The 17,615-nt window shown below is 64.4% G+C and carries 17 protein-coding genes; 10 read left to right on the top strand and 7 right to left on the bottom strand.

The window, feature by feature from the left end; genetic code table 11:
- Positions 1–239: 239 nt before the first annotated feature.
- The gene (locus XH85_RS26920) at positions 240–2,552 is read left to right on the top strand and encodes an NADP-dependent malic enzyme (protein WP_128934226.1); all 2,313 of its coding nucleotides are present in this window, start codon (positions 240–242) and stop codon (positions 2,550–2,552) included.
- A gap of 301 nt (positions 2,553–2,853) precedes the next feature.
- On the top strand, positions 2,854–3,306 hold the full coding sequence (locus tag XH85_RS26915; protein WP_128934225.1) for a DoxX family protein: 453 nt from the start codon (positions 2,854–2,856) through the stop codon (positions 3,304–3,306).
- 2 nt (positions 3,307–3,308) lie between these two features.
- Here the strand turns inward: XH85_RS26915 and XH85_RS26910 are convergent, their stop codons facing one another.
- The 4 genes from XH85_RS26910 to XH85_RS26895 form a co-directional block, all read right to left on the bottom strand.
- A complete protein-coding gene (locus XH85_RS26910) occupies positions 3,309–3,860 on the bottom strand; it encodes a dihydrofolate reductase family protein (protein WP_164935067.1) in 552 nt (183 codons plus the stop codon).
- Positions 3,861–3,867: 7 nt separating this feature from the next.
- The gene (locus XH85_RS26905) at positions 3,868–4,878 is read right to left on the bottom strand and encodes a polysaccharide deacetylase family protein (protein ID WP_128934224.1); all 1,011 of its coding nucleotides are present in this window, start codon (positions 4,876–4,878) and stop codon (positions 3,868–3,870) included.
- A 163-nt stretch (positions 4,879–5,041) separates the two neighbouring features.
- Complete coding sequence (locus XH85_RS26900) at positions 5,042–5,611, bottom strand: glutathione peroxidase (RefSeq protein ID WP_128934223.1); 570 nt, start codon at positions 5,609–5,611, stop codon at positions 5,042–5,044.
- A gap of 91 nt (positions 5,612–5,702) precedes the next feature.
- Entirely contained in the window at positions 5,703–7,292 is a 1,590-nt protein-coding gene (locus XH85_RS26895; protein ID WP_164940436.1) for a L,D-transpeptidase, read from the bottom strand.
- A 208-nt stretch (positions 7,293–7,500) separates the two neighbouring features.
- On the opposite strand from XH85_RS26895, the gene XH85_RS26890 reads away from it, so the two are divergent.
- The 3 genes from XH85_RS26890 to XH85_RS26880 all read left to right on the top strand — a co-directional run bounded on the left by XH85_RS26890 (position 7,501) and on the right by XH85_RS26880 (position 9,185).
- Positions 7,501–8,049 carry a CreA family protein gene (locus tag XH85_RS26890; protein WP_128934221.1) on the top strand — a complete coding sequence of 183 codons (549 nt, stop codon included), beginning with the start codon at positions 7,501–7,503 and terminating at the stop codon, positions 8,047–8,049.
- Positions 8,050–8,358: 309 nt separating this feature from the next.
- On the top strand, positions 8,359–8,817 hold the full coding sequence (locus XH85_RS45395; protein WP_164940435.1) for a hypothetical protein: 459 nt from the start codon (positions 8,359–8,361) through the stop codon (positions 8,815–8,817).
- Positions 8,814–9,185 (top strand): hypothetical protein, encoded by a 372-nt coding sequence (locus XH85_RS26880; RefSeq protein WP_128934219.1) that lies wholly within the window; start codon positions 8,814–8,816, stop codon positions 9,183–9,185. Before XH85_RS45395 ends, XH85_RS26880 begins: the two co-directional genes overlap by 4 nt.
- 4 nt (positions 9,186–9,189) lie before the next feature.
- On the opposite strand, the gene XH85_RS26875 is transcribed toward XH85_RS26880, so the two are convergent.
- A complete protein-coding gene (locus XH85_RS26875; RefSeq protein WP_128934218.1) occupies positions 9,190–9,435 on the bottom strand; it encodes a DUF6719 family protein in 246 nt (81 codons plus the stop codon).
- Positions 9,436–9,502: 67 nt separating this feature from the next.
- Positions 9,503–10,969, bottom strand: coding sequence for a MocR-like pyridoxine biosynthesis transcription factor PdxR (gene pdxR, locus XH85_RS26870; RefSeq protein ID WP_128934217.1), 1,467 nt, complete (start codon positions 10,967–10,969; stop codon positions 9,503–9,505).
- A 73-nt stretch (positions 10,970–11,042) separates the two neighbouring features.
- Here pdxR and XH85_RS26865 point away from each other — a divergent pair, with 73 nt between their 5' ends.
- Both XH85_RS26865 and XH85_RS26860 read left to right on the top strand, forming a co-directional pair.
- Positions 11,043–11,768, top strand: coding sequence for a pyridoxamine 5'-phosphate oxidase family protein (locus XH85_RS26865; RefSeq protein ID WP_128934216.1), 726 nt, complete (start codon positions 11,043–11,045; stop codon positions 11,766–11,768).
- A 54-nt stretch (positions 11,769–11,822) separates the two neighbouring features.
- A complete protein-coding gene (locus XH85_RS26860; RefSeq protein ID WP_128934215.1) occupies positions 11,823–13,100 on the top strand; it encodes an ArgE/DapE family deacylase in 1,278 nt (425 codons plus the stop codon).
- A 132-nt stretch (positions 13,101–13,232) separates the two neighbouring features.
- On the opposite strand, the gene XH85_RS26855 is transcribed toward XH85_RS26860, so the two are convergent.
- Positions 13,233–14,186, bottom strand: coding sequence for an IS110 family RNA-guided transposase (locus XH85_RS26855; protein ID WP_128930305.1), 954 nt, complete (start codon positions 14,184–14,186; stop codon positions 13,233–13,235).
- Positions 14,187–14,621: 435 nt separating this feature from the next.
- Between XH85_RS26855 and XH85_RS26850 the strand changes: the two genes are divergently transcribed.
- Genes XH85_RS26850 through kynU form a run of 3 tightly spaced genes read left to right on the top strand, consistent with a single transcriptional unit; the run spans position 14,622 to position 17,517 of the window.
- A complete protein-coding gene (locus tag XH85_RS26850; protein ID WP_128934214.1) occupies positions 14,622–15,431 on the top strand; it encodes an alpha/beta hydrolase in 810 nt (269 codons plus the stop codon).
- 35 nt (positions 15,432–15,466) lie between these two features.
- Positions 15,467–16,306, top strand: a complete 840-nt coding sequence (kynA, locus tag XH85_RS26845) for a tryptophan 2,3-dioxygenase (protein WP_128934213.1) — start codon at positions 15,467–15,469, stop codon at positions 16,304–16,306.
- A gap of 8 nt (positions 16,307–16,314) precedes the next feature.
- Entirely contained in the window at positions 16,315–17,517 is a 1,203-nt protein-coding gene (gene kynU / locus XH85_RS26840; protein WP_128934212.1) for a kynureninase, read from the top strand.
- Positions 17,518–17,615 lie beyond the last annotated feature (98 nt).

The raw sequence follows: 17,615 nt of genomic DNA, 5'->3' as shown, positions 1-17,615 counted from the left end.
TCCAGTTGCTCGTTTTGCACCGTGCAACCTGGCATATTCGCGAAACGCCGGGTGGTCCAGGGAAAGCTATGGTTTTCAAGTATTTGACCACGCGTCCTGTTGATGGGGTCGCAATCGGATGTTGCCACCGGGGCGGCTGCCGTGCTTCATCCCGTTTCCACGGCCCGGAAATACCGTCCGCTCGGGCGGCCGCTCCGGTTCAGACATTTTGAGGCCGGTAACGCGAGGCGAGACACCGCATGTCGTCCTATTCTGATGATCTCCACCAGGCGGCGCTCGCCTATCACCGTCTGCCGCGGCCCGGAAAGCTGGAGATCCAGGCAAGCAAGCCGCTTGCCAACCAGCGCGACCTCGCGCTGGCCTATTCGCCGGGCGTCGCGGCCGCCTGCACCGAGATCGCCAAGAATCCCGCCGAGGCCGCCTCGCTCACCACCCGCGCCAATCTGGTCGCCGTGGTTTCGAACGGCACCGCCGTGCTCGGCCTCGGCAATATCGGCCCGCTGGCCTCCAAGCCGGTGATGGAGGGTAAGGCGGTCCTGTTCAAGAAATTCGCCGGCATCGACGTGTTCGACATCGAGATCGCCGCCGACACCATCGACCGCGTGGTCGAAACCGTGGCGGCGCTCGAGCCGACCTTTGGCGGCATCAATCTGGAAGACATCCGTGGACCGGAGTGCTTCGAGATCGAGGCGCGCTTGAAGGAGCGCATGAAGATCCCGGTCTTCCACGACGACCAGCACGGCACCGCCATCATCGTCGCCGCCGCCATCACCAACGGCCTCAGGCTCAACGGCAAGAAACTGTCCGACGTCAAGATCGTGGCGTCGGGGGCAGGGGCCGCGGCACTTGCGACGCTGAACCTGCTGGTGTCGATGGGCGCGCAGCGCAAGAACATCTGGGTTTGCGACATCGACGGCCTCGTGCACGAGGGCCGCAACACCTCCATGGACCGCTGGAAGGCGATCTATGCGCAGAAGACCGACAAGCGGACGCTCGCCGACGTCATCGGCGACGCCGACATCTTCATCGGCCTGTCCGCGCCCGGCGTGCTCAAGCCTGAGATGGCCAAGGCGATGGCCGACAAGCCGCTGATCATGGCGCTCGCCAATCCCATACCGGAGATCATGCCGGAGGATGCGCGCAAGGTGCGCCCCGACGCAATGATCTGCACCGGCCGCTCCGACTATCCGAACCAGGTCAACAACGTCCTGTGCTTCCCCTTCATCTTCCGTGGCGCGCTCGACGTCGGCGCCAGCGCCATCAACGAGGAGATGAAGCATGCCGCCGTCGAGGCGATCGCGCAGCTCGCGCGCGAGGCGCCGTCGGATGCGGTCTCCCAAGGCAGCCTCGACACCGGTGAGGCGGGTGGCTTCGGGCCCGGCTCGTTGATCCCGAGTCCGTTCGATCCTCGCCTGATCCTGCGCATCGCGCCGGCCGTTGCCAAGGCGGCGATAGAATCCGGCGTCGCGACGCGCCCCATTACCAATTTCGACGAGTATCGCGCGCTGCTCGAGCGCTTCGCCTTCCGCTCCGGCCTCGTCATGAAGCCGATGTTCGCCAAGGCCAAGACCCAGCCGGTGCGCGTGATCTACGCCGAAGGCGAGGACGAGCGCGTGCTGCGCGCGACGCAGGTGGTGCTGGAGGAGAAGCTGGCGACGCCGATCCTGGTCGGCCGTCCCTCGGTGGTGGAGGCGCGCATCAAGCGCTTCGGCCTCTCGATCAAGGCCGGCAAGGACTTCGACCTCGTCAATCCCGAGGACGATCCACGCTACCGTTCCTATGTGCAGACCTATGTTGAGGTCGCCGGCCGCCGCGGCGCGACGCCCGATGCGGCGCGCACGGTGGTGCGCACCAACAACACGGTCATCGCGGCGCTTGCCGTGGTGCGCGGGGAGGCCGATGCCATGCTGTGCGGCGTCGAGGGGCGGTATATGAGCCATCTGCGCCATGTCCGCGAGATCATCGGCTTCTCAGCCGGCATCAGCGATTACGCTGCGTTGGCCCTGCTGATCACGAGCAAGGGCGCCTTCTTCATCGCGGACACGCAGGTGCGGCCCAATCCGAGCGCGGAGGAGCTCGCCGAGATCGCGTCGCTCGCGGCAGTCCATGTACAGCGCTTCAACATCAAGCCGAAGATCGCCTTCGTCTCGCATTCGGATTTCGGCAGCTACGACACGGACTCCTCGCGCAAGATGCGCCGGGCGACCCAGCTCCTGAAGGAAAGGCATCCGGAGATCGAGGCCGACGGCGAGATGCAGGGCGACACCGCACTTTCAGCTGCTGCGCGGAAAATGGTGCTGCCGCACTCCAAGCTGGAGGGCGAGGCCAACATCCTGATCATGCCGACCCTCGACACCGCCAACGTCGCCTACCAGATGATCAAGTCGCTGGCGGACGCGCTCCCCGTCGGCCCCATCCTGGTCGGCCCGGCGCGCCCGGCGCACATCCTGACGCCCTCGGTGACCGCGCGCGGCATCCTCAACATGACGGCTGTTGCAGTCGTGGAGGCGCAGGAACGGGCAGCGCGGCAGCAGCCGACGTTGTTTACCTGAGGCGCGATCTCTTCGCCTCTCCCCGCTTGCGGGGAGAGGCCGGATCGCATCGACAGATGCGATCCGGGTGAGGGGGACTTTCCGCGAGTCCAACTCTCACCGTCCCCGCAGAGGCTCCCCCTCACCCCAACCCTCTCCCCGCAAGCGGGGCGAGGGAGCAGACCTCCGGCGCATCCGCGCTTCAATCTTTTCAAAACGGTTTGCGATTTCCCCGTTTGTAAACCGTCGCACGACTCTTCATAATCGCCCGGCACTCGCGTCAAGACGCCGATTTCAAAAAGCCTGAGCCAAGAGGCCGATCATGCCAGCGTTCGTGACTTTCGGGCGAATCCTGTTCGCCGTGCTGTTCATCTACACGGGCGCGACCAAGCTCTTTGCCATCCAGGCGACCGCCGACTTCATCGCCACCAAGCTCGTGGTGCCCGACGTCGTCGCGCCTTACGCCAAGCAGCTCGAGACGGCGACTGCCATGACCACGCCGCAACTCCTGGCGATCGCCGTCGGCGGGCTCGAGATCATCGCCGGACTGATGATCGCGCTGAATTTCGGCGCGCGATTGTTCGCGATGCTGCTGATCATCTACGTCGCGGTCGCGACCGTGCTGTTCGATGACTTCTGGAACCAGGCGCCGCCCGACAACGCCAAGATGGTGGTCGACGCGCTGAAGAATCTGTCGATCATCGGCGCGCTGTGCATGATCATCGGCTACGGCCGCACCACGCGCCCGGCGGAGGCGGCCTACGGCGACGTGTAGCGCTACGTCCTGCGCCACGGGGTCACAGTCACCTCATGCGCCGCGTCGAGCAGGTACGGCGCCCCTGGCTTCATCCCGTGCGAGGCGAGCACCTCGTGCGGGGTCCGCTGGGGCACGCCGACAAAACAGCCCTCGCCGCCGGGCAGTCGAACGTGCGGCGCCTCCGACAGCCAGAACGTGTCGTAGCGGTCCATGAACATGTCGAAGACCACGGGGCCGCCGATGACGGCGACCATGCCGGAGGCGACGTCGGCAAAGGCGCAGGCCTCTTCGAAGCGCGCGTGATCCGGATTCCACAATGTCGCGTTCGGCATTTCAGGATCGACGGTCAACGCCTTGATCTTGCGGGTCAGGATCAGCCGCTTGCGCTTCGGCGAATTCGGCTGGTGCTCGTGCGAATTGCGGCCGTGCACGATCAGCGCGGCGCGATCGAGCGCCTGCTCAAAGAACAGCTTGTCGCCGTCGAACTTCAGACTGTCCGGCATGACGTGCGCCGCGTCGGCGAGCATGCCGTCCGCCGAGACGATGACGTAGCCTTCGAACCGGAAAGACAATTGCCTTCTATTCGGAAACGGTCGTCACAACGGAATTGACCGGGCGCTGGCTTACCGTCGGCAGCTTGATGCTCTTGAGCAGCTCCTGGTCGTATTCGGGCAGCGTCGACGCCGGGAATTTTGCGCGCATCGCCACCACCTTGTAGCCGCCGGCCTTCAGACGCTTGAGCAATTCGGGTAGGGCTTCGGCGGTGTGCTTCTGAAAGTCGTGCATCAGGATGATGCCCTTGCCCTTGGTCTCGAGCTTCTTCATCACGGTCTCGATCACCTTCTCCGGCTTGGAGGCCTTGAAGTCGAAGGAGTCGATGTCGCAGGAGAAGATCCCGACGTTGCGGTTGCCGAGATAGGTGACCATCTCCGGCGGATGCTGAAGCGCCGGGAAGCGGAAGAACGGCGACGGCGAGATGCCGCCGAGCGCCCATTTCACGGCGCTGAAGCCCTTCTCGATCTCATCCTTGCGCTGCGCTTCCGTGAGCTTCTTGTTGTTGAGGTTGGCGTGCGACCAGGTGTGCGCGCCGATCGTATGACCGGCCGCATAGACCTGCTTCAGGATCTCCGGCTCGTAGGTCGCGTGCTTGCCGATGGAGAAGAAGATGCCGGTGGTGCACTCGTCGGCGAGCGCTTTCAGCACCGCAGGTGTGTTCTTGGGCCAGGGGCCATCGTCGAAGGTCAGCACCACCTCGTGATCGCGCAGGAAGTCGAGCTCCTTGAAATGCTCGAAGCCGAAGCCGGGGCCGCCGGTGGTGTCGATCTCGACGGTGCGGGCGACGCCGAGCGCGCCCGGCGTGTTGCAGGCTGCGCGCGCCGGCTGCGGCGCCTGTTTCGGTGGCGGCGGGTTGACGAAGCCCGCTGGTGCGGCAGCCACTGCGGGAGCGGCCGCCGGCGCTGAAGCGGCCGGTGTCGCCGCTGGTGCGGCTTGTGTGCTTGCTGCGGGTTTTGCCGCGGTCTGCGACCATGCCGCACCCGTCATGGCCAAAGACATCGCGCTTGCTAAAATCAGTCCTGCCGCCACGCGCATGGTGTTGTCCTCGAGATTGATCCCGTTGTTCCGCCGCGGCTTTTCGCCTGCGGCAAAACCGTCCTGCCCCAAACGATCCTAGCCTAGATGGTGGGCCCTCGCCATTGCAACGGCTGTTTGGTGCCACGCCACAATTGTGCCCAACCGGATCGGCCGCGCCGCATCAACTATCGGCCAGCGCCTTGGCAATGGCCGTTTTGACCCGCGTATCGGTCGGCGCCACCGCGGACGGAAAGACCTCGGCGATGTAGCCGTCACGGCCGATCAGATATTTGTGGAAGTTCCACTTCGGAACCTCCCTCGGCCGCGCGTCGGCAGCCCATTTGTAGAATGGATGAGCCTTCGCGCCGACCACCACGGCCTTGGCCGTCACCGGGAAGGTAACGCCGTATTGGTGGTGCGCCGTATCGGAGATTTCGCTGGCACCGCCGGGCTCCTGGCCGCCGAAATCGTTGGAGGGCACGCCGATCACGGTGAGCCCGCGCTCGCGAAACTCGCCCCATAGTTCTTGCAGGCCGGCATATTGCGGGGTGTAGCCACAGAGCGAGGCGGTGTTCACCACCAGCAGCGGTTTGCCCGTGAACGCGGCAAGGCGGATGTCGTCGCCGGACAATGCGGGGAAGGAGAAGGCATAGGCCGAGATCCGGCTCATGCCGCCGTCGGCAAACGCGCGCGTCGGTGGCGCGATGGCGCCCGCAAGGGCCGCGGCGAGCATGGTCCTGCGGTTCATCATGCGGCGTCCCCCGAAATGATCCGGGGCTCATGTTACTCCGCCGGAACGACCGGGCCGCTCAACACCGCGTTATCGGACACGGTGCGGAGCGCTAGTACAAGCGGACGATGAAATCGGTGCCTTCGCCGGTCTCGCCCTGGTTGATGCCCTGGTCGGAGACGATGATCGAGCCACCCGATGTCAGCATCTCGTTGATCTTCGCCATGGTGTCGGCAGGGATCGCGATGCGGTCGAGGGCCTCAGCCGGGCTGTTCGGCGTGACCACCGGCTTTGCAGCAACGGGGATCACGGCAGCGCCGCCCTGGCGACGTGTTACGCGACTGTCGTCCTCGCGCGCAGCTGCGCGGACGGAGACCGGCAGCGACACCACCGACCAATGCAGCGCATTGGAGTCGGTCTTGTCGACTTCGGCTGTGAAGACATGCGTACCGAGCGGCCGGTCGCTCGCGGCGATCGTGACGGGCACCTCGAACAGCGGCGCAAAGTTCTGCCGCATGTAAAGCTTGGAATCTTTGCGGCTGATGAAGACGGCGATCTGGCCGGCCCGCTTCGGCGCGTCCGGCTTCGCCGCCGGCGCGGGATCGGCAACGCTGGTGTCGTCTTTCTTCGCGTCGGGCGAGGCGGCGAGTGCCGACGCCGTGGCGTCAGGCTTCTTCGCGGTTTCGGCAGCTTCAGTCTTGGCGGCGTCGAGCTTGTTGTCGGTCGCCGTCGAGGCCTTGAGCGCTTCCGCGGCTTCAATGGGCTTCGCGTCTGTGTTCGCGCGCTTGGCAGTTTCTTCGGGCTCGGCGGTCTTGGTCTCGATCTTGTCGGTCGGCGCAGCCGCTTCCTCGCGGGCGGGCGCATTACCGGTGGTCACATCCGACATCACGGTGTGGCCGACCGAGGCGCGCAGCTCGAACAGGCTGTCTGCACTGGCGGTCTTCGTCTCGACCGGCGGCTTGGCTTCAGTGACGTTGGTTTGTGCCGCGCCCTTATCGGCTTTGTCGCCGACATTGATCTGCGGCGCGAGGCTGGCCGCGGGCTGCGGCGGCATGCGCACCGCAGCAAGCAGGGGATGCGAGAAGCTTTGCGGCGACATCTGGCCGGGCGCGACGATGACGCGCGCGCCCATCCTGGTCCAGTTCCACATCTTCACCGCGAACGCCATCGGCATCCGGATGCAGCCATGCGAGGCCGGATAGCCCGGCAGCACGCCGGCATGCATGGCAACGCCGGACCAGGTGATCCGCTGCATGTACGGCATCGGGGCGCCGCTATAGATGTTGGAATGGTGGAATTTGTGCTTCTGGATGACGCTGAACACACCCATCGGCGTCGAATGGCCCTTCATGCCTGTCGACACCGGGGATTCCGCGAACACGCCCTTGCTGTCGTAGACCGTCACCTTCTGCCGGTCGATCGACACGACGATGACGAGCGGGCCTTGCGGCTTGGTGCCGGCTTCCTTCTCGGCGACGATCTCCTTCTTGCCCGCCGCGCCGCGCTTCTGCGGCTTCTGGCGCGGTATTTCGGGATACCGATCCTGCCGGGCGTAATAGGAGCCGTCGGAATAATCCGTCCAATAATAAAACGCTGCGTCAGCCTGGCTTGCCGTCCCGATCGCACCCGCAGCCGTCAAAATGGCGACCTGCCAAAAACGCGTTGGCTTGGCAGCAAAACCGGACTCATTCACGCTGTTCATCCTCGAATCCATAATCCAAATCAGACGTTAGTCTCGCAAAGAGGATACGCGTTCACCACCAAGGCGGTTCTGCCGTCAGCTACTTTTGTTCAACGCGTAGCAAAAAAGCCTCACAGAGCGGTAAACGGCGGCCGTGGCGACTGGTCGCTCGTCTTCCTGATCGGCCGCCTGATGCCTACATTGCGGGGACTTGTTACCGGAGAACTTCATGTCATCTCGTTTCCCCGGTCTTTTCGGCATCCGCTTGAAAGGCCTCGCTTTATTCCTCTTGGCTCTGGCCGTGCCGGTGGCTTCCGCCTCCGCCGCCGACGAGCCGGATCTCATCTTCCGCCGCTCGACCGTATTCAAATGGATGAGCCCGAACGACAAGCTCGCGACTTACGGTCTCGATGATCCCGAGGTGGAGGGCGTCGCCTGTCACTTCACCGTGCCGGAGAAGGGCGGCTTCAAGGGCTGGCTCGGCCTTGCCGAGGAGGTTTCGGACATCTCGCTGGCCTGTCGCCAGGTCGGCCCGATCAAGTTCAAGAACAAGATGGAGCAGGGCGACGACATGTTCCGCCAGCGTCGCTCACTGTTCTTCAAGAAGATGCAGATCGTGCGCGGCTGTGACGCCAAGCGCAACGTGCTGGTCTACATGGTCTATTCGGACAAGCTGATCGAGGGCTCACCGAAGAACTCGACCTCGACGGTACCGATCATGCCATGGGGACCGGCGGACTCAAATGTCCAGAAGTGCGGCGAGTTCTTCACTCACTGACGACAGCGCGGCTTTGCAAGATGCGAACCGGTCAGCCGCACGAATGTCTGCGGCGTGGCTTCAAGGCCGCGGTTCGCTTGCAGCGCCATTTCACCAGGTGACGTATTGCCAAGTGATGTGGCGCTCTCGCGGACGGATCGTTGATCTCCGCGGCCCGTCCGTTGCTCCGCCTCGCGCGTCGCTGCGCGATCCCTCGCCATCATGATGGCCATCCCTCACGTGAACGCGCCCGGTGATCCCAGCGTCTCGATTTCGGCTTCTCTTCAGCAGAAAAACGTAAAATGCGTGTGAAGCGCGTAAGGCGAGAGCATGACGGCGATCGCGTCCGCGGCCGGTCCAAGCTCGAGCGGGAACCTGTCAGGCCACTTTGGGCCGTGGCGCGGCTCACCTGAAATGATTGGGATTTTCCGGCGAATGTTTCGTCGTCTCGGGCAGGACGAAACAATTCTCACGAAAGATGAAACCATTTTCCGCTTTTGGCGCATCACGTGCGAAACCGCCCATGGTTATCAGCTTCACAACGACGACGGCACACCGCCGGCCACGAAATCGGGACACAAGATCATGCGCGCGCTCAGCTTCATCCTTGCCTTCGGCTTCGTTGCTCGCCGGCTCCTCGTTCGCGGGCTCGCCGGACGGCAGTCTGCCCGGTGTTGGCACCTTCCAGTACAGCGGTTCACCGCTGACGATCACGGCACCTCAGCCGATCATGGTCGCCACGCGCTTCTGATCGCCAACAAGAAAAGCAGCCGGCAAAGCCCATCATGATTGTTCGTTTCTGCGCCGCAGCGTTCATATTCGTTTTGACGCTCAGTGCCGCTCAGGCGCAGGTGCGCGCTCCCTCCAGGTTGCCCGATCCCCGTAGCGAATTCGTGCGTCAGTGTGCGCCGCGCATGCTCGGGCGCTGGGAGCATCCAGAAGAGGTCTGCGGCTGCCTGCACGACCATGCCGCAGCCGTCGTCGAGGACCGCGATTTGCGCGAGGCGCTGCTGCGCGGCATCAGCGAGACCGGCGTGCCGACGATCGAGACCGACTGGGTGCCGACGTCCAAGCAGGGCGAGATCGGCTCGACCTTCACCAAGATCGCCAAGCCGACCTTGCAGTGCATGTTCGACCCTGCGAAGCAGGGCTCTTAGCCCGCTACTTCGATTTCGGACCGTATCGCGGCACGCAGGCGCTCGTGCGCGCCACGCCCTTGTCGGTCATCTTGGCGCCGCGCACTTCCTTGACCTGTCCGGCAGGGCAGGTTCCGTCATCCACTTGCACACGTTGGCCTAGCTTGAGGTCCACGATGTCCTGTTCGCGACCGACTGTTGCTGCACGCGCCGTCGAGGCAAGCGCGAGGGAAATCAGGAGCGAAAGGCAGGTCGCGCGGCGCAGCAGCATAGTGTGAGGTCCCGGCATCGATGCCGCAATCTAGGGAGCGTCAGGCGATTCTGATAGTGAAGCTTCGTTACGCCCGTCGGGCTGAACTCCTCGCGCGCAGGACTGAGCGCGATTCCCGTGCCAGCCGTTCGGCCGAGGCCACCAGTTGCGGAACCGTATGCCCCGAAAATCCCAGCACGAAACCGGGCAGGGGACGCGCGCGAGAATAGGTGTCGGCCAGGAGCCAGCCTTCCGCGCCAGCCGCCCGCTTGGCCTCGGCCGCCCGCGACGGATCGACCGAGGGATCGAACCGGGCGACAAGATGCAGTCCTTGCGACGGCACCGGCACGGAGAGCGCGCCGTCTGATTTGGCTTCCAGCGTCGCGGCCAGCGCATCACGCGCCTCGCGATAGAGCTTGCGCACCCGCTTCAGGTTCGCGGCGAAGGCGCCGGAATTGAGCATGTCGGCCACCGCGCCTTCCATCAGCGTGCCGGGAAAGCGATCGAGCGCAGCCCGTGCAGCCGTCACGTCCGCGATCAGGCGCTCGGGCAGGGCGCAATACCCGATGCGCAGGCCCGGAAACCAGGTCTTGGCGAAGGTGCCGAGGTAGATCACGCGCTGGAGGTGATCGATGCCGGCGAGCGACATCAGCGGCGCGCCGTCGTAGCGGAACTCGCTGTCGTAATCGTCCTCGAGCACGAAGGCGCCGGCCTGCTTCGCCCAGTCCAGCAATTCGAGCCGCCGCGGCATCGACATCTGGACGCCTAGCGGAAACTGGTGCGACGGGGTGACATAGGCCGCGCGCGCAGACGGTGCCGCCGCACGACCCCTAGCCACGTGCAGGCCGTGCGCGTCGACCGGAATGGGCACGGTGCGATATCCGCATTGTCCGATCGTCTGGCGCGCGATCGGATAGCCGGGGTCCTCGCACCAGACCTGGTCGCCCGCCTTCAGGATCGCGCTCAGCACGATGCGCAGCGCATGCAGCGTGCCTGATGTGAGCATGATCTGGTCGGGGTCGCAGCGCAGGCCTCGCGCCGACAACAGGTGATCAGCGATTGCCGCACGCAGCTCGCGGCTGCCGCGGGGATCGCCATAATGCAGATGCTCGGGTCCGAATGCGCGCATGCGACGCCCGACGAAGGCGCGGAAGCGCTGCACGGCGCGCTCGTCGATATGGGTGCAGCCGAGCGCGAATGCGCCTTGCCGCGGCGCCTCGACAACCGCCTTGGGTTTGTTCGCCTCAGCCGCTCGCGCTGGGATGCGCGCTGCGACGAAGGTGCCGGAGCCGACGGTTGCCTCGGCAAAGCCGTCGGCGATCAGCCGTTCATAGGCAGTGACGACGGCGTTGCGGCCAAAGCCGGTCTGCTGCGCCAGCGCCCGTGAGGGCGGCAACGGCTCGCCGGGCCTGACGAGGCCGGAGACGATCATCTCGCACAGTGCCTGGTAGAGCCGGTGCGCGGCAGAAGCGCTCACCGTGATGTGCGGACCGGTGAGGTCGAGCGGCAGCTCGGCCTTGGCCGGCGAGGGAGAATTGGTCGGAATTTTTCGCATGGAATTGGCACTATCGCAGACCAAATCGGCAGCTACAACTATTCTGGATTGCTCCAATCCCCGAGGTGCGGCCGTGAGCCAGGTTGAAAATTCAAATTCCTATCCGACGTCAGCGCGCAACCAGGTGAAGCGCCGTCACGATCGCGGCTTCTACGACCACGCGACCGTTCACCGCATCCTGGATTCCTCGATGCTTTGCCACGTGTCCTACGTGATCGACGGCCAGCCCTATTGCACGCCAACCTTCTTCTGGCGCGAAGGCACGAAGCTGTACTGGCATGGGAGCAGCGCCAGCCGCATGCTGCGCAACCAGACCAGGGGCGAGCGCGTCTGCCTGACGGTCGCCCATCTCGACAGTCTCGTGCTGGCGCGCTGCGGCTTCAACCACTCCGCCGATTACCGCGCGGTGATGGCGTTCGGCACCGCCTATCTCGTCACCGACGCCGAGGAGAAGGAGCGCGCGGTGATCGCGATGGTCGACCGCTTCTTCCCGGGCCGCACCGCGAGCCTGCGTCAGAGCACCGCGCAGGAGACCAAGGCGACCTCCTTCATCGCGATGGAGATCGAGGAGGCCTCGGCCAAGATCCGGGCCAAGGGCGTGGCCGATGACGATGAGGATTACGAACTGCCGATCTATGCCGAGCGCATCCCAGTCCGCACGGTGCTCGGCGCGCCCGAGCCGTGTCCGCGCCTGCTCGACGGCGTCAGCCGGCCCGCGGGTTTGAATGGCTACTTCGAAGGCCGGCTGCTCGACGATGCATTGCGGGATGCTTATTTTGTAGAGTACCCGAACGGCTGAAATCGGCTAGCTTGCGCTCCATCGATGATCTGAATGCCCGATTGGAGTTGCCTGATGAATGCCGAAACGCAACAGAGGATTGTTGACGCCGTCGACGCCAGCTTCGAAGCCCAGCTTGCGACCACACGTGATTTCGTCGCGATCCCCTCGACCCGCGGAGCGGAGGGACCATGCCAGGACATGATCGGCGACCTCCTGCGCGAACGCGGCTATGAGGTCGACGACTGGCACATCAATGTCGACGACCTCAAGGATCTGCGCGGCTTCGGCCCGATCGAGCATGATTTTTCGAAAGCGCGTTCAGTGGTGGGCACCTACCGTCCGCAAACCAACGTTGGAAAATCGCTGATCCTCCAGGGCCACTGTGATGTGGTGCCCGCAGGGCCGCTGGATTTGTGGGACACGCCGCCCTTCTCACCCGTCATCAAGGACGGCAAGATGTTCGGCCGTGGCGCCTGCGACATGAAGTCGGGCACGATCGGTGCGCTCTATGCGCTGGATGCGATCAGCGCCGCGGGTTTCAAGCCGACGGCGCGGATCCACTTCCAATCGGTGATCGAGGAAGAGAGCACCGGCGTCGGCGCGCTGTCGACGCTTCAGCGCGGCTACCGCGCCGATGCCTGCTTCATCCCGGAGCCGACCGGCGGCAAGATGGTGCGTTCGCAGGTCGGCGTGATCTGGTTTCGGCTGCGCGTAAAAGGCCACCCGACCCATGTCGCCTTTGCTGGCTCCGGGGCGAATGCGATCATGGCGGCCTATCATTTGATCCAGGCCCTGCAAAAGCTCGAGAACGAGTGGAACGAGCGCGCGAAAGCCGATCGCCATTTCAAGACGCTCAACCATCCCATCAATTTCAACCCTGGCATCATCATGGGCGGCGACTGGGCTTCCAGCGTGCCGGCCTGGTGCGACGTCGACTGCCGGATTGCCGTGTTGCCGGGCTGGTCGATCGCCGATCACCAGAAGGAGATTGTGGCTTGCGTCGCGGCCGCTGCGCGCAACCACCGCTTCCTCGCCAACAATCCACCGGAGGTCGAATGGTCGGGCTTCCTGTCGGAGGGGTATGAACTGACCGACGCCGCCGCGCCCGAGGCCGCGTTCGGCAAGGCCTTCAATAAGGTCTACGGTGGCGCAGTCGAGGACCTCGTGTTCACCGCGCTCACCGATACCCGCTTCTACGGCCTCAATCACGGCATCCCGAGCCTGTGCTTCGGCGCGAGCGGCGGCGAGATGCACGGCTTCAATGAGTTCGTCGACCTGGAGTCGCTGAAGAAGACGACCAAGGCGATGGCGCTGTTCATCGCGGAGTGGTGCGGAGTGGAGAAGGCGTAAGCAACCGGGCTTTGCTCTCTCCGCTGTCATTGCGAGGAGCGAAGCGACGAAGCAATCCAGAATCCCTCCGCGTAAAGACTCTGGATTGCTTCGCTGCGCTCGCAATGACGGGAGGAGGGCCCGTAGCAACCATTAAACGCCGAGGAGTTTTTCAGTCCACGGCGTTCCGCGTTGCACGACGGTGTTGGCATAGATGAGCAGCTTGCGCGCGCATGCGATGAGAGCGGCATTGTGAGCCTTTCCGGCCGCAGTCAGGCGGGCATAGAGGGCCATGACGGCCTTATTCCAGCGGAAGGCCGCAGGCAGGGCTGCCGCAAACAGAGAGCGACGCAGGCGAGCGCGGCCGCCGGCGATACGGCGTTGGCCCTTGTACTGCCCGCTATCGTTGTCGAAGGGAGCCAGCCCGGCAAGGGCTGCGACTTCCTCCCGGCTGACACGGCCGAGTTCAGGCATGCGGACCAGGAGGGCCAGTGCCGTGCGCTCACCGATCCCGGGAATGCTCATCACGAGGTCAAGGCGGACAGCGAGATCGTGGTGAGCGCGTAGTTGCTTGGCGAGGTGACGGATTTGGGAGAGCCGCCTTGCCTTCAACCGGGCAATGTCATCCAGCACGATGCGGCGTAGCCGAGGCTTCTCGAGATGCTCGAGCCGGGTCTTGAAGCGCTTGATGTCGTCCTCGATCTGCTCGAGGAAGGTGAGCTGCTCGGCGAGCTCCGCCAAGCGCGGATCCGGCGCACTCCTCACCTCTTCGAGCGATGCCGCGCAGGCAGCAATCAGCGCGGCATCCAGCGTATCGTTCTTGGCGCGACGCAATCGGGAGCGGCCGAACGCCTTGACCTGGATCGGCTGCAGCACCAGCACGATGACGCCGGCCGCACGCAAATGCTCCACTACCCCACGCTCGTAACCGCCGGTCGCTTCGATCCCGACTCGCTTGACGCCAGCTTTGGTCAGCAGTTGCACCAGCTTCCGCCAACCGGGAAGGTCGTTGGCGACCTCCCAACCCTCGTCTCGACCATGAACTACAATGTCGAGCTTCGCCTTGGACGTATCGATTCCCGCTGTCGTCGTGCTAGTCTGTGCCATCTTCGTCGACCCTGCCTTGTGAAGCGAACCTGATTGTTCCGGCAACCATCCGGGTCCGATGAAGGTGCTGGCGCGATCCTGCTACGGGGCAGCCACAAACTGCTCAGGGTGGGCGCGATCCGATCGCCAGCGGCCTGCCGCGGGTTGCAGCCGCGGCAGGCCATTCCTCACGGAACACGCCGACAATATCTGATTGCGCTATTACAAGGGTGGGCAAAGGCGCCCTTGCGCCGTGCCACCATCCATCCTCAATTCCGAACGAATGGTGGGCACGCATCGCTTTGCCCACCCTACGCGCTCCGGTTGGGGCAGGATCTGTTGTCCGAAATACGCGCAGACACATCCTTTAAGCTTAAAATAAAGCTAGGATGGCGGCCTTGCCGGTGGCAGACTGGCGTCCGGCTCGCAGGGCCTGAGTCCGCCGAGGAAATCACGATGCGCGATTGGGATGATGCTTATGCCAATTCGGCCCATATCCCGGGCTCGGACAAAATGCCGGTGCTGTGGGCCGAGCGGGCGGCGGCTTACCGTGCGGGGTTGAAGGATTTTCGTCCCGACGTCGCCTATGGCGCCGGTGAGCGGCAGCGCCTCGACCTGATCCTGCCCGACGGCGACAGCAAGGGCCTCGTCGTGTTCGTCCATGGCGGCTACTGGATGCGCTTCGACAAGTCGGCCTGGAGCGATTTGGCCGAGGGCGCACGGCATCATGGCTGGACCGTGGCGCTGCCGAGTTACACGCTGACGCCGGCTGCGCGCATCTCCGACATCACCGCGGAAATCACCGCCGCGATCGCCAAGGCGGCCTCGCTGGTGGCGGGGCCGATCCGGCTCGCCGGTCATTCCGCCGGCGGCCACCTCGTCACGCGCATGCTGTGCGACGACAGCCGGCTCGAGCCCGCCGTCTACGATCGCGTCGCCGGTACCCTCTCGATCAGCGGCCTGCACGATCTGCGGCCGCTCTTGAAGACAAAGATGAACGAGACGCTGCACATGACCATGGAGGAGGCGGCGCTCGAGAGCGCGGCGCTGCATCTGCCACGGGGGCATTCGCCGGTGACGGCTTGGGTCGGCGGCAACGAGCGCCCTGAATTCATTCGCCAATCCGACCTGATGGCCAATGTCTGGACCGGTTTCGACGTGCCGACGCACCTCGTGATCGATCCCGGCCTCAACCATTTTACCGTGATCGACGGGCTGAAGGATCCGTCGTCGCAGATCACCGCGCGCCTGATCGGCCTCGACTGACGAGGCGAGGGACGATCGATCGAGAGGGCCTGTCAATGACGTCCAGCGATTACGATCCTGCAAGCGAAGGCGCCGAGACGGATTTCGCCCGGCGCATGTCCTATGGCAACTACCTGGCGCTGGATGCGATCCTCGGGGCGCAGCATCCGCTCTCGGAAGCGCATGACGAGATGCTGTTCATCATCCAGCATCAGACCACGGAGCTGTGGATGCGCCTTGCTATCCACGAGCTCAGCGCCGCGCGCCGCGCGATCGCCAGGGACGAGGTGCAGCCGGCCATGAAGATGCTGGCGCGGGTGTCGCGCATCTTCGAGCAGCTCAACGGCGCCTGGGACGTGCTGCGGACGATGACGCCGAGCGAGTATACGCGCTTCCGCTCGCAACTCGGGCAGTCCTCGGGCTTCCAGTCGCGTCAATACAGGCTGATCGAATTCCTGCTCGGCAACCGCAACCACGCCATGCTCAAGCCGCACGCGCACGATGCGGAGACGACGAAGCTGCTCGAAGCCGAGCTCGCGACGCCAAGCCTCTATGACGAGGTGCTGCGGCTCGCCGACCGCAACGGGCTCAAGATGCCTGCGCCTGTGCTGGCCCGCGACGTCCGCGAAACCCACAGCTTCAACGAAGGCGTGCTCCAGGCCTGGCGTATCGTCTACGAGGCGCCGGAGACGCACTGGATGCTCTACGAGCTCGCCGAGAAGCTGGTCGATTTCGAAGACTATTTCCGCCGCTGGCGCTTCAACCATGTGACGACGGTCGAGCGCGTCATCGGCTTCAAGCGCGGCACCGGTGGTACCGGCGGCGTCAGCTATCTCAAACGGATGCTGGAGATCGAGCTGTTCCCCGAGCTCTGGCGCGTGCGTACGATTCTGTAGAGATGTCGATGACCAAGCTTCGCGTCTATGACGACACCAAGGCTTTGTTCCATCTGCCCGAGGGCGTGATTTATCTCGACGGCAATTCGCTCGGCGCGCTGCCGCTTGGCGTTGCCGAGCGCGTCAATCGCGTCATCACGGCCGAGTGGGGCAACGAGCTGATCCGTGCCTGGAACACCGCAGGTTGGTATGCCCAACCGCGTCATGTCGGCGATCGCATTGCGCGACTGATCGGCGCGGAAGCCGGCTCGGTGATGGTCGGAGACACGTTATCGCTCAAGGTTTACCAGGCACTCGCGGCCGCGATCGATATGAATGCCTCGCGCAAGGTGATCCTGTCGGACACCGGCAATTTCCCGACCGACCTCTACATGGCCGAAGGCCTGATCGAAACGCTCGGGCGCGGCCATCGATTGCGTCTGGTGGCGCCGGAGGAGATCGAGCCCGCGCTGTCGGAGGAGATCGCGGTGCTCTACATCACCGAGGTCGACTACCGTACCGGCCGTCGCCACGACATGGCGAAGCTGACCGCGAAAGCGCATGCGCTCGGCATCGTAACCGTCTGGGATCTTGCCCATTCCGCCGGTGCGCTGCCGGTCGATCTCTCCGGTTGCGGAGCAGATTTTGCTGCGGGCTGTACCTACAAATATCTCAACGCCGGCCCTGGCGCGCCGGCCTTTCTCTACGTCGCGCCGCGCCACGCAAACAATGCTCGCGCCGCTCTGTCGGGATGGATGGGCCATGCCAAGCCGTTTGCGTTCGAGCTTGCCTATGCAGCCGCGGGCGGCGTCGAGCGCATGCGTGTCGGAACACCGCCGGTGCTGGCGATGGCGGCGCTGGAGGCCTCGCTCGACATCTGGGACAGGATCGATATCGCCGAGGTCCGTGCACGTTCGCTGGCGCTCGGTGATCTCCTGATCGCCGAAGTCGAGCGTCGCTGCCCATCCCTTAAGCTGGTGACCCCGCGCGCGCATGAGCATCGAGGCTCGCAAATCTCCTTCGCCTTCGGCGGCGGCTACGCCGCCATGCAGGCGCTAATTGCCCGCGGCGTCATCGGTGATTTCCGTGCACCAGATATCATGCGGTTCGGGATCACGCCGCTCTATATCGGGGAGGATGAGATCGTCCGCGCCGCCGAGATCATCGAGGAGGTAATCGCGGGCGATGTGTGGCGCCGGCCGGAATACCAGGTCGTGAACGCCGTGACGTGAGGAAGGTCTCGTGCCCCGGACGCAGAGCAGCGCTTCTTCAGCGGTGCGCTGCAGAGCCGGGGCCCACGCCGCACCGAAATCCATCGCAAGATGGGTCC

Source organism: Bradyrhizobium zhanjiangense, assembly GCF_004114935.1.
GTDB classification, from domain to species: Bacteria; Pseudomonadota; Alphaproteobacteria; order Rhizobiales; family Xanthobacteraceae; genus Bradyrhizobium; species Bradyrhizobium zhanjiangense.
This window is presented reverse-complemented; position numbering and strand designations above follow the sequence as displayed.